The following is a 12,431-nucleotide window of genomic DNA, read 5'->3' on the forward strand; positions in this document are numbered from 1 at the left end:
TCACTGTCCCTTCGCTTTCAGTTGTGCATCCAGGCGCGGATAGACGCGCCGGGCATTGCCTTCAAAGATCTGGTGCCGCGCGTGCGCATCGAGCGACGATGCATCGATGTAGCGCTTCGTGTCGTCGTAGTCATGGCCGGTGTCGGGATCGATCCCGCGCACCGCGCCGATCATCTCGCTCGCGAACAGGATGTTGTCGACCGGAATCACGCCGGTCAGCAGGTCGATACCGGGCTGGTGATACACGCACGTGTCGAAGAACACGTTGTTCAGCAGGTGATCCTTCAGCAGCGGTTTCTTCAGCGCCTGCGCGAGCCCGCGGAAACGTCCCCAGTGGTACGGCACCGCGCCGCCGCCGTGCGGAATCACGAAGCGCAGCGTCGGGAAATCGCGGAACAGGTCGGAAGTCAGGCACTGCATGAAGGCCGTCGTATCGGCGTTCAGGTAGTGCGCGCCCGTCGTGTGGAAGCACGCGTTGCAGCTCGTGCTCACATGAATCATCGCGGGGATGTCGTACTCGACCATCTTCTCGTAGACCGGGTACCAGTAGCGGTCCGACAGCGGCGGGCTGGTCCAGTGGCCACCGGACGGATCGGGATTCAGGTTGAGCGCGACATTGCCGTATTCGTCGACGCACCGGACCAGCTCCGGAATGCAGGTCGCGACATCGACGCCCGGGCTCTGCGGCAGCATCGCGGCCGGCACGAAGTGATCGGGAAACAGCTGGTGCACGCGGTGGCACAGCTCGTTGCACACGGCCGCCCACGTGCTCGACACGCTGAAATCGCCGATGTGATGGGCCATGAAGCTCGCGCGCGGGCTGAAGATCGTCAGGTCGAGGCCGCGTTCGCGCATCAGCCTGAGCTGGTTGAGCTCGATCGATTCGCGCAGCTCGTCGTCGCCGATGTGCAGCTCGGAGACTTTCGGCCGCTCCGACGGGCTGTTGATCGCCGCGACCTGGCGATTGCGCCACGCCTCCAGCGCCTTCGGCGCGGTAGTGTAGTGGCCGTGAATGTCGATGATCATTGCAACTCCTGCGTGTGAATACGAGTTCCGCCGGCTGTCGCCTGCGCCTGCCGCGCCGGTTCGGCGCGGCGCGGCGCGCTCAGTGCGCCGGGTTTTCCAGTTCCTGCGGTTCGGGCGCGGGGGCCCGCTGCGACGTCATGATCGCGATCGCGGCCAGCGTGGCGGGCACAGCGAGCATCGACAGGATCGCGTCGAACTTCCAGCCGAGCCCCAACAGCGCGCCGCCGATCGCGGAGCCGAAGATGCTGCCGAAGCGCCCCATCCCGAGCATCCAGCTCACGCCGGTTGCGCGCGCAACCGTCGGGTAGCGTCCCGGCGCATACGCGTTCAGCCCGGTCTGCGCACCGCTCATGCAGAAGCCGGCCGCGAACACCAGCAGCGCGAGCGACGACGACAGCGCCCCGGCCCACGCAAGCACGGCCACGCACAGGCCGCCGCCCAGATACGCGGCGCCGATCACCGGCGCCGGCCGCACCTTGTCCATCAGCCAGCCGACGCCGATCGCGCCGATCGTGCCGCCGATCTGGAACATCGCGGTCACGTTCGCAGCCGCGCTGACGGACAGCCCCGCGTCCTTGATCAGCGTCGGCAGCCAGCCCGTCAGCAGGTAGATCACGAGCAGGCCCATGAAATACGTGATCCACAGCGACACGGTGACGAACCCGTAGCCCTGCGAGAACAGCACGCCGATCGGCCTGCGCGTCGGCAGCGGCGGCTCGTTCGACACGAACGTCTCGCTGCCGGCGAACTGCCCGCCGCATACGCGGTTCAGCAACGCGGCAATGCGCTGCGACGGCGCGCCGCGCACGGCCAGCAGCCGGGCCGATTCGGGCAGCAGCCACAGCTGCAGCGGAATCAGCAGCAGCGGCAGCGTGCCGCCGAACAGCAGCACCGCGCGCCAGCCGTGCAGCGGAATCAGCCAGCCCGCGACGAACCCGATCAGCGCCGAGCCGAGATTGAAGCCCGTGAACATCACGGTGATCATCAGCGCGCGCATCCGCTTCGGCGCGTACTCCGACAGCAGTGTCGTCGTGTTCGGCATCGCCGCGCCGAGGCCGATGCCTGTCAGCAGCCGCAGCATCGCCATCTCGAACGGCGCGTGCGCCTGGGCCGTCACGATCGTGAACACGCCGAACAGGAACACCGACGCAATCAGCACGCGCTTGCGCCCGAACCGGTCCGCGCTCGGGCCGGCCACCAGCGCACCGATCACCAGACCGATCGGCGCCGCGCTCATCACGAGCCCGAACTCGGGCCGCGAGATCGCCCAGTCATGGATGATCGACGGCGCGACGAAACCCATGATCGCGACGTCCATCCCGTCGGCGATCACGACGAGGCAGCACAGCACGACCAGCAACCACTGATAGCGCGTCACCGGCCGGTCGTCGATGAACGACTTGATGTCGATTGTCTTCCCGCTTCCCATCATGTCTCTCCTGTCTCCGTGGCGACGATCGCTCATATCGATTCGTCATCCTATTTGTATGGTCGGGTACATCGCCGCAAGCGTCGAACGAAGGCGCGCGTCGTGTCGCGCCTTCGCCACCCGTCACGTGTTGCCCGGCTGCTCCGCGCCGTCCCAGCCGAGCGGCCCCGCGCTCTTGCCCGCGACCGAATACAGCGCGCCGGGCGCGTTTCGGGTGCGCTGGAACGCCTCCAGCGATTCGCCGCGCATCGCCGCGTAGATGTGCAGGTTCGATACGCCCGTTACCGCGCCGAGCTTCTCCAGCAGGAAGAAGATCACGCCGTAGCGCAGCAGGCCCGGCCAGTCGCGCCGGCGGATCAGGTCACGCTCCTGCGCACTGAGGCCGGCCGCGTCGAAGCTCGCTTCGGGGTCGCTCAGGAACTGCGTGCGATGTGCGGGCTCGATCATCCGGTGCAGATAATCGTTGATCCGGTACGCGTCGACGGCCTTCGCGATCGTGAACGGATAGGTGCCCGGCAGTTGCTCGACGCCGGCGAGCTCGGCCGCGATCCGCTGCCGGTGCCGTTCAGCGGCTGCCGTGTCGATGTCGGTGTCCGCCGGCTCGTAGACGGCCGTCGCGATGCCCGTCATCGACGGCAGGTAGTAGCTGCGGTGCCGGCACACGACGCCGGCCGGCAAAGCGCCGCGCATCGTGAGCCACATCACGACCTCGGCACCTTCGTAGCCGCCGAGCGTCGCGTATTCGGCGAGCGGCATGCCGGCGAGACGTTCGGGGTCGCGTTCGAGCAGGTCGAGAAAGCGTTGGTCCCATTCGTGATGGTTGAAGCCCGCGCGTTCGCCGTGCACCTGGTGCGACAGCCCGCCCGTCGCGACGATCGCGACGCGCAGGTCCTCCGGATAGCTTTCGATCGCACGGCGCAACGCCTGGCCGAGCCGGTAGAAACGGCGCGCGGACGGCACCGGCAACTGCAGCACGCCCATCTGCAGCGGCACCAGCCGCACCGGCCAGTCGGGCTGATGGGGGCACAGCACCGACAGCGGCGAGAAGCAGCCGTGATCGAGCGGCTTGTTCTGGAAGAACGACATGTCGAACTCGTCGGCCATCAGCGACTGGCCGATGTGCGCGGCAAACGCCGGATGCCCGGCGATCGGCGGCAGGTCGCGCGCGCCGCCGCCTTCGTCGGCCGGATGCCACTGCGGCCCGACGCCAAGCGCGAACGCCGAGTAGTGGTCGAAGAAGAACGACGTGACGTGGTCGTTGTAGATGAACAGCAGCACGTCGGGGCGCCGGTCGGCGAGCCACGCCGCCAGCGGCGCGAAGTTCTCGAAGATCGGTGCCCACGCGGGGTCGTCGCGCTTGTTCTTGTCGAACGCGAACCCGATCGTGGGCGTGTGGGAGGCCGCGATGCCCCCGATGATCCGTGCCATGCCAATGCTCCTTCGTGTTGCTCGATTGCGGCGCGGCCCGCCTGGCCGACCGCGACAGGGTGAATGGTGTGCGCGTGGCTTACGCGTAGCCGCGCGGTGGCGCTGCGAGGCTGCGCTTGACGACCAGCGCGAGCGGGACGGTGAAGACGAAGTGCGACATGAACCCGCCGATGATCACGTTCGGATCGAAGTAGTTCGGATGGCTGCTCGACGCGATCATGATCATCGCGTGCATCACGATCCACGCGACGATCGCGAAGAACAGCGCGACGAACGTCGCTTCGAAGCCGCGCCGGCGGAACCACGGCCAGATTGCCGCGAACACGATGCCCCAGGCCATCGCAAACGCGAAATGAATCGCGGTGCCGATGAAGTACGACCCGACGCCGAGCGCGTCCTGCACGCCCTTGCCGAACACGAGCCCCGTCGCGTTGCGCGGGATGCCGGTGAGCGGCATCAGGTGCTGCGCACCGACCCAGACCAGCGCCTCGTAGACCCAGATCAGCACCGCACCTGCCACGCCACCGCGTATGCCCGCGCGCACCGTATCGGCCCACGCGGCCCGGCCCGGTGATGCATCGGCCTGCATGCCGCCCGCCGGCTTGCCGGCTCCCAACGTCTGCTGTCGTCCCATTGCGCTGCCTCGCTCGTCAGATGGGCGCATCGCTTGCGGAACGCCCTGGGGGAAATCGGACAAACAATGAATCAGATGGCGGTCCGCTACGCCGGCAACCGCGCCGATGCAGCTGCCGGGATCGAAAGTACGCAACCGGCGATCGCCCCACGTAGTCGGGGGAAACCCTTAAATTTCGTCGAAACGGCATGACGTCCCGATCGTTCGGCGCGACGCCATTCATCCGACGGATGGCCGGAACGCCCGCCGGATATGGCGCCCACGCCCGGCTGCACACCGGGCCGCCGGCACCGCCATCGATTCGCGGGCGCCGAACCCGATAAACAAAACAGATAGGCCGATAAGCACGTTGCAAGCTGCTGCGCCGCCGTTCCGGTAAAGTCGTTCGACATTGGCCGCCGGTGCATTGCGCACTGGCCGGCATGCCACGCGGCCCGTCCGCACCCGACCGCACCATGGACGACACCGAACTCCCGAACCTCGCCTGCCTGTATGCGGTGCAGCGTGTCGCAGACACCGGCAGCGTGAGCCGCGCGGCCGCGACGCTGTTTCGCGCGCAATCGGCCGTCACGCGCGCCGTGCAGGAAATCGAAGCGGCACTCGGCGAGCCGCTGTTCGACCGCAAACCGTCGGGCATGCTTGCGACGCCGGTCGGGCGCGCGGTATTGAAGCGCGGCGAGCGCGTGTTCGCCGAACTCGGCGAGCTGGCCAACTGGTGTGCGCTACGTCAGTCGCGCCGGCGTGCATCGGCCGAAGGCGGACTGCCCGCCTACCTGCTCAATACGCGGCGGCTGCAACTGTTCTCGACGCTTGCGCGGCATCGGCACATGCCGAGCGCCGCGCGCACGCTCGGCGTCACGCAGCCGGCCGTCAGCAGCGCGATCCGGATTCTCGAAAGCGGCGCGGGATTCTCGCTGTTCCATCGCCATCCGCGCGGCCTGCTGCTGACGACCGACGGCGAAACGTTCCTGCTGCACGTGCGCCGCGCGCTGAACGAACTGCGGCACGTCGCCGACGACGTCGCGGCGCTGCACGGCAGCATCCAGGGCGTCGTGACCGTCGGCGCGCTGCCGCTCGGCCGCACGCTGATGCTGCCCGAGGCTGTCGCACGCGTCGTCACGCGCTTCCCGAAGGTGCGCGTGATCACCGACGAAAGCGCATACGAGGCGCTCGTCGCGGGCGTGCGCGCGGGCGATATCGACTTCATTCTCGGCGCGCTGCGCGCGAGCGACCCAACGAGCGATCTCGGCAACGAACGGTTGATGTCGGAGAGCCTCGTCGTGCTGGCGCGGCGCGATCACCCGCTCGCCGGCGTGCGCAACCTCGGCATCAAGCGCCTCGCCAGCGCGCAATGGATCCTGCCGCGCCTTCATTCGCCGGCACGTGGCCTGTTCGAGGCGCAGTTCCGCCGGATGAAGCTCAGGCCGCCGATGCCGACGGTCGAGACGGCCGACCTCGCGGTGATCCGCGGCCTGCTGCTGCACACCGACATGCTCGCGGTGCTGTCCGCGCAGCAGCTGCGTTACGAGTGCGATTCGGGTTTGCTGGCCGTGCTCGACGTCCCGCCGATGCGCGAGACGACGCGCGATATCGGGCTGATGACGCGCACCGGCAGCCCGCCGTCGCCGGCCGCGCGCGCATTGATCGACGCGATCCGCATCGTGGCGACCGAGGTGGCGCGTGCCCCGCATACCGGCGTCGGGCGATAAGGAAACCGCATGGCGTTCGCGGCGGGTTCGCATGGCCTGCGCGTCGGCCATGAACCGACAATATCCCGCAGCGGCCGGTCGAAGCGGCATCGATTCACGGTGTCGTCATGAACGCATCGGATACCGTCCGTCGTGACGGACGCCGCCCCCTATCGTGAAGGAGCGACACGCATGAACGATTCGACGATCGCATTCATCGGATTCGGCGAGGCCGGCGGCCTGCTCGGCGGCGCGCTGGCCGCGCGAAACGTGCGCGTGACGATGTACGACCGGCTGCTCGACGACACGCACGCCGCACCGGCGATGCGCGACAAGGCCGCACGCCTGAACGTGCGGGCCGCGCCCACCGTCGCCGATGCAGCGCGCGAGGCGCGGTGGATCATCTCCGCCGTCACGGCGTCGTCCGATGCCGAAGTCGCCGGCGCCGTGGCCGCGTGCATCCGGCCGGGCCAGGCCTTCATCGACATCAACTCGGTGTCGCCGGCGATGAAGCAGCACGGGCAGCAACGAATCGAAGCCGCCGGCGGCCACTACGTCGAAGCGGCCGTGATGGCGCCCGTGCCACCGTACGGGCTCGCCGTGCCGATGCTGCTGGCCGGCCCGCAGGCCGACGCAGTCGCGCACGAACTGACGGCGCTCGGCTTCGATGCCCGAGCCGTGTCGCCGCGGGTCGGTGTCGCGTCGGCGGCCAAGATGTGCCGCAGCGTGATGATCAAGGGCATCGAGGCGCTGACCGTCGAATGCCTGGGCGCCGCCCGGGCGTACGGCGCCGACGCGCTCGTGCTCGCGTCGTTGCGGCGGACGTTCGACCAGTTCGCGACGTCGCCCGACCTGCCCGGCTACCTGATCAGCCGCGTCGCCGAACACGGCCGCCGGCGCGCGGCGGAAATGCGCGAAGTCTGCGAGACGTTGCGCGAAGGCGGCATCGCGCCGGAGATGAGCGCGGCGTGCGCGCGCGTGCAGGATCGCTTCGTCGACAGGATGGCCGAGCACGGGTTCGACCATGACGCGCTGCTGCCGTTCGACTGGGCGCAGACGCTCGACCTGCTTGACGGCCGGCAACGCTAGGGACCGGCCATGCCGCCGCGCCGACATCGCGACGAACGCGGTCGACGCCGTTCGATGTGCTATCGAAGCGCCGGCTCCGCCGAAAACGCGTGTTCCACGAAGCGGATCACGTCGTCGAACGACGACGTGCACGTGGCCCCCGCCGCAAGCTCGCGAAACGCACCGTCCGGCCCGAAGCAGATGAGCGGCTTGCGCCAGCGCCGCGCGAGCGCGATCTCCTCGGCCGTGCCGGGCCCGCCCGGCAGCGCGACGATGAGGTCGCTGCTCAGCACGTTCACGTAGTTGCGGTTGATCGTGTCCGGGGCGGCGTCCGGCTCGCGGCGCGGCAGCGGCGTGAGGATCGGGATGTCGACGAACGGATGCGGATAGCCGTCGAGCGGCACGAAGCCCGCGAGCGGATCGGCCTGCGTCGGCAGGATGCCGATCGACCGGCCGGCCCGCCCCGGCACGCCGGCGAACGCACGTGCGACCGCCAGCATCACGCCCTGCCCGCCGCCCGTCAGCAGGTTGAAACCGGCCTGCGCGAGCCAGGCGCCGAGCGGCTCCGAAAACGCGAGCCACGGCTCCTTGCCCGAGCCCATCACGCCGATCGTCTTGTTCTTCTGTTGCATCGAAATTTTCAGTGAAGTCGTTGTGTTGCGCGCGATGGCCGCGCTCATTCGAGCTCGACGCCCTTGAGCTCGGGAATCAGGAACAGCGTCGCGACCATGTCGAGCACGTAGAGGCCGGCGAGCAGCGCGATGGCCGTCTGGAACGAGTAGTGCGCGGCCAGCGCGCCGACCGCGACCGGGCCGAAGCCGCCGACCGCGCGGCCGATATTCCACAGCACGTTCTGCGCGGTGGCGCGTGCGGCCGTCGGATAGCCTTCCGACATCAGCGTCCCGTAGCCGCCGACCATCCCGTTGACGAACATGCCCATCAGCGCGCCGGCCCACAGCATCGCGGTCGGGTCCGACAGCCGCGCATACGCGAGGACCGTCACGACCGCGCCGAGCTGGTACAGCAGGAACGTCGGCTTGCGCCCGATGCGGTCGGCCAGCTGCCCGAACACCCAGACGCCGATCATCATCCCGACGACCGTCGCCGCCGTCCACAGCCCCGACTTCGTCAGCGAGAAGCCCATCTGTTTCGACAGGAAGGTCGGCAGCCAGATCATGATCCCGTAGTAGCCGAAGTTCTGGACCGAACACAGGATCACGATGCCGACGCTCGTGCGCGCGGTGCGGCCGTCCGCGACGAGCAGGCGGAATGCGTTGGCCTTCGGCTGCGCCGCGCGCTGCACGAACGCTTCAGGCTCGTGCAGCCGGTTGCGCATCGCCCAGGCGAGCAGCGCGGGCAGCACGCCGACCACGAACATCCCGCGCCAGCCGATGTGCTGCAGCAGGAACGGCGTCAGCAAGGCGGCCAGCAGCACGCCGGCCTGCCAGCCGAGCGCGACGTAGCACGACACGCGGGCGCGCTTGCTGGCCGGCCACGCTTCCGCCGCGAGCGCCATGCCGATCCCGAACTCGCCGCCGAGCCCGATGCCCGCGATGGTGCGATACACGAGCAGATCCTCGAAGCCCTGTGCGAACGCACACAGCCCAGTGAAGACCGCGAACAGCAGGATCGTCCAGGTCAGCACACGCACCCGCCCGTACCGATCGCTCAACGCACCGAACAGGATGCCGCCCGCGACGGCGCCGATCAGCGTCCACGTGACCAGCGCGCCGCCCTGCCCGGGCGTCAGATGCAGCGCCGCCGTGATCGCCGGCAGCATGAAGCCGAGGATCAGCAGGTCGAAGCCGTCCATCGCATAGCCGATCGCCGATCCGGCCAGCGCTTTCCACGCGTACGCGCCGACCTGCTCCACGCGCGGGGCCGGCGGGCCGCCGAGCGTCGAAGATTCTATGTTTGCTGCCATGGTGTCCTGCCACGATTGTCCGGCGACATTTTAAAGCCTGTGCCCGTGAGCGACGGGCCGGCAGCCCCCCCGGTGACGATGGTTCACGCGTGCGTCGGCGCCCGCTTGCGGGACGGCGTGGCGGAAATCTGCAGACAATGAACGGGAGGGGAAAAACGGCGATCCGGTGTCGTCGGCGAGGCCGGCGATGCCGCGGTCAGGCCGGACACCGAATGAAAAGCAGCATGCTTGCGGAGTGTTGCCGTCCGGCCCGCTGGCGCGAACCGGACGGCGCCGGGTGGCCTGGCGGCCGGGCCGGCTTCAGCCCTGATCGTCTCCGGGCCACCAGGTCTTGGCCTCGCGGTCGACGGCGAGCGCATCGAGATCCTTGCCTTCGAGCCATTTCGGGCGCGGGCCGCGGCCCGACCACGAGCGGCCGGTCGTCGGATCGTAGTACTTGGCAGGCGCCTTGCGTTTTCGCTGGACGATGTAACCGAGCGCGCTCAGCACTTCCTGCTGCGAAATTCCCAAAAGCTCGACCTGTTCCTTGAATGCCGCGAGCGCGGCCTGCTTCTCCTTCTGCTTCGCATCCGACAGCTTGATGTTCAGGTCCCGAAGTTGTGCTTCGAGTTCCTGCAGGGCCTGGGTCATGTATTCATCCTCTTTGGGCATGTTTTCGCAAAAAGCTCCGATGGCGGAACCTACCACGAAGTTCCGCCGATGGGGGCTGTCAAATGTCTGAATCGGTTGCCGGAGCCGGCATGGCTTGCGCGATACGCACTAAACGACGTCGTGCGTCAATCAATGGCAGACAGGACCGGGCCGGCAACGCGCAGCCCGCCATGGTCGAAGGCACGGCGAACGGCTGCGGCAAGTAAGCGTCGCACCATGGCACTGGCGCGGCATGGCGCGAATGATAGCAGTGCTCGGCGTCGTGTTGCAGATGTCGTCGGCCGGCGTCGATGCGGATACGTCGGATTACTGGCCGACGTCGCGGGCGTCCCACTGGATCCGGTCGAACAGCGCGCGCAGCTTCGCGCCGCGCGCCGCGTTCAGCGCGGCCGCATGCGCGACACGCCCGGCGAGATGCGCGCGGAAGTCCGGGTGCGCATCGCGATTCTGCGACGCCGGGCCGCTGCGGATGCAGTTGGTCAGGATGGCCTTCAGGAGATCGAACGCATCGCGCGCCAGGTTCGGATGACGATTGACGACCACGCCGGCCAGTTGCTGCCGCGTGCCGCGCCGCATCACGCGCGTCTTGCGCAGTTGCAGCGCAAAGCCTTCCTCGAGCGCGATCGCGGCGACCCGGATCTGCAGCCGTTCGACGTCGCGCGCCAGCGTGCCGCCGCCGGAGAAGGCGAGATCGTCGGCATAGCGCGTGTAGGTTGCACCGAGCGAACGCGCGAGCGCGGCGAGCCGCATGTCGAACCGGAACGCGCTCAGGTTCGCCAGCGCCGGCGACGTCGGCGCGCCCTGCGGCAGATGCCGCTCTCGATAACGCTGGCGGCCGATCCAGTCGAACCGGTCGCGCAGGTCCGGTGCGAGCAGCCGTGCGGACGGCACGCGGTTGGTGCACAGCCCGGTGAGCATGCGCGCGACTTCGACCGGGTACCCGAGCGTGACGAACAGCGCGTGCACGCGGGCGGCGCGTATCGATACGAAGAAATCCGCGAGATCGAACCGGACGACGACGTCGCGATCCGCATGGGGCGCCGCGAACGACACGATCCCGTGCCCCTTGCGAAAGCCGTGTACCGCACCGTGCGGCGCGACGCGATCGAGCAGCCCGTGCAGGATGCGGCGCTGCGCTTCGCGCAGCCGGCCTTTCGGGATTTCGACGAGGCGGCTGCCGCCGCTGCGCTTGTCGTGCGCCGCGTACGTGTAGTGATGCAACGGCGTGGCGCTGCCGCGCGCGTCGACGCGCCAGTGGTCGGACAGCCAGTCGAGCGCCGGCGCGCTCACGCCGAGCCAGCCGGCCAGATCGCCGGGCGTCGCCCATTGCGGCACGTCGCAGCCGGCGAGCGGCGCCGGCAATGGCCGCTGGACCAGCGGGCGCCGTACGGCGCGAATCGCGACGGGCCGATCGCTGCCGTACCACGCGCGCACGAAAGCCGGCGCATCGGCGAGGTCAGCCGCAAGCGTATCGATGTCGATGTCGGCCCAGCGCGCACCGAAGCGTGCGAGCGCGGCATCCGCGACTTCGTGAGTCCACGGTGGCGCGCCGCCGAGCACGGCTGCCATCCGGGACAGGACGCCGGGGCGTTCAGGTTCGCCGGCCAGCATCGCTTCCGCAATCGTGCGGGTGGTGTCGAACAGGGAGCCGGACATGGGAATCGATAGGCGGGACGATGAGCCAACGTGACTGGTGCTGCGAGGAGTCGCGTTGCGCAACGCGCAACCGTGCTCCTTGCGACGCATCGGGGTGTCAATCTCATCCACGGGGTAGCCCCGTAGTCCTGGAACATCGGCTGCCTGTTCCGGGCGTGTGCTTGACCCACCGGCCCGCGATGCGACTTTAATGGCCGCGAACGCGGCGTGTCAAACCGGGTGGCGATCCGGCGCCACGGCGACGCGCCGGATCGCGACGCGCAACCTACGCGTGCCGGGAAAACAGTTCGCGGTACGCGATCGGCGGGACGCCGACGCCGGCCATGTTGTTCAGCATCGTGGCCCAGGTCGCGTTGTCGACGCTGACCGGAAACGACCGCACGCGGTTGGCGAGCAGCCAGAAGGTGCGCGTCATGCCGTTGCTCATCGCGACTTCGTACCCGCTTCCCTCGAGCCAGTACCCGACCGGCGGCAGCGCCACCGGTTCGAGGCGGCCGGCCCGGAACGCGGCGGCGGCCGACGCGTATTTGCTGTCGAGCGGCATGATGCGACGCGGCACGCAATCCTGCGAATTCAGTTGCGGAAACGCCGGGCTCGTGCCGAGCCACAGGCCATAGAACCTTTGAGCGTCGAGATGCACGACGAAGCGCTCCGTTTCGGCGGGCGTTGCCGCCATGTAGCAGTCGGCCTGGCCGGGGACGACCACGCGCCACGTCGCGCGCTGCGCGCTCAGGTCGACCAGCTCGCTCGGCAGCGGCCGCGGCTGGATGGGAGACGGTCGTCCCGCTTCGCGCAGGTCGCGCGCGCGATCGAGTCCGATACGAAGACGTGTCAGCATGGGCCCTCTCTTTCTCTCTGGATTTGTTTGAATGCGTCAGGGGGCGGGCGATTACATCGTCGCGTGTATGCAATCCGTGGGCCCGGTGT

At 68.6% G+C, this 12,431-nt stretch carries 11 protein-coding genes; 2 read left to right on the plus strand and 9 right to left on the minus strand.

The features are described 5' to 3' along the window. From CFB39_RS35015 to CFB39_RS35030, 4 genes are all read right to left on the minus strand, one after another. Window positions 1-1,026: an amidohydrolase family protein gene (locus CFB39_RS35015; RefSeq protein ID WP_089476405.1), complete on the minus strand. Its 1,026-nt coding sequence runs from the start codon at window positions 1,024-1,026 to the stop codon at window positions 1-3. Between the two features lie 79 nt (window positions 1,027-1,105). Further along, entirely contained in the window at window positions 1,106-2,455 is a 1,350-nt protein-coding gene (locus CFB39_RS35020) for an aromatic acid/H+ symport family MFS transporter (protein WP_089476406.1), read from the minus strand. A 123-nt stretch (window positions 2,456-2,578) separates the two neighbouring features. Next, the gene (locus CFB39_RS35025) at window positions 2,579-3,883 is read right to left on the minus strand and encodes a gallate dioxygenase (protein ID WP_089476407.1); all 1,305 of its coding nucleotides are present in this window, start codon (window positions 3,881-3,883) and stop codon (window positions 2,579-2,581) included. A 79-nt stretch (window positions 3,884-3,962) separates the two neighbouring features. Further along, a complete protein-coding gene (locus CFB39_RS35030) occupies window positions 3,963-4,517 on the minus strand; it encodes a hypothetical protein (protein ID WP_089476408.1) in 555 nt (184 codons plus the stop codon). A 455-nt stretch (window positions 4,518-4,972) separates the two neighbouring features. On the opposite strand from CFB39_RS35030, the gene CFB39_RS35035 reads away from it, so the two are divergent. Both CFB39_RS35035 and CFB39_RS35040 read left to right on the plus strand, forming a co-directional pair. Then, on the plus strand, window positions 4,973-6,226 hold the full coding sequence (locus tag CFB39_RS35035) for a LysR family transcriptional regulator (RefSeq protein WP_089476409.1): 1,254 nt from the start codon (window positions 4,973-4,975) through the stop codon (window positions 6,224-6,226). Between the two features lie 171 nt (window positions 6,227-6,397). Next, window positions 6,398-7,294: an NAD(P)-dependent oxidoreductase gene (locus CFB39_RS35040; RefSeq protein WP_089476410.1), complete on the plus strand. Its 897-nt coding sequence runs from the start codon at window positions 6,398-6,400 to the stop codon at window positions 7,292-7,294. Window positions 7,295-7,353: 59 nt separating this feature from the next. Here CFB39_RS35040 and CFB39_RS35045 read toward each other — a convergent pair whose 3' ends face one another. The 5 genes from CFB39_RS35045 to CFB39_RS35070 all read right to left on the minus strand — a co-directional run bounded on the left by CFB39_RS35045 (window position 7,354) and on the right by CFB39_RS35070 (window position 12,342). Further along, the gene (locus tag CFB39_RS35045; RefSeq protein ID WP_179257781.1) at window positions 7,354-7,905 is read right to left on the minus strand and encodes an LOG family protein; all 552 of its coding nucleotides are present in this window, start codon (window positions 7,903-7,905) and stop codon (window positions 7,354-7,356) included. A gap of 44 nt (window positions 7,906-7,949) precedes the next feature. Further along, window positions 7,950-9,197: an MFS transporter gene (locus CFB39_RS35050; protein ID WP_089476412.1), complete on the minus strand. Its 1,248-nt coding sequence runs from the start codon at window positions 9,195-9,197 to the stop codon at window positions 7,950-7,952. A 300-nt stretch (window positions 9,198-9,497) separates the two neighbouring features. Beyond that, window positions 9,498-9,827: an H-NS family nucleoid-associated regulatory protein gene (locus CFB39_RS35055; protein ID WP_089429956.1), complete on the minus strand. Its 330-nt coding sequence runs from the start codon at window positions 9,825-9,827 to the stop codon at window positions 9,498-9,500. A 327-nt stretch (window positions 9,828-10,154) separates the two neighbouring features. Continuing rightward, window positions 10,155-11,504: a reverse transcriptase family protein gene (locus CFB39_RS35065; protein WP_089476413.1), complete on the minus strand. Its 1,350-nt coding sequence runs from the start codon at window positions 11,502-11,504 to the stop codon at window positions 10,155-10,157. Window positions 11,505-11,769: 265 nt separating this feature from the next. After that, the gene (locus tag CFB39_RS35070) at window positions 11,770-12,342 is read right to left on the minus strand and encodes an Osa protein (RefSeq protein WP_089476414.1); all 573 of its coding nucleotides are present in this window, start codon (window positions 12,340-12,342) and stop codon (window positions 11,770-11,772) included. Window positions 12,343-12,431 lie beyond the last annotated feature (89 nt).

The organism is Burkholderia sp. AU6039 (assembly GCF_002223365.1).
GTDB lineage: Bacteria > Pseudomonadota > Gammaproteobacteria > Burkholderiales > Burkholderiaceae > Burkholderia.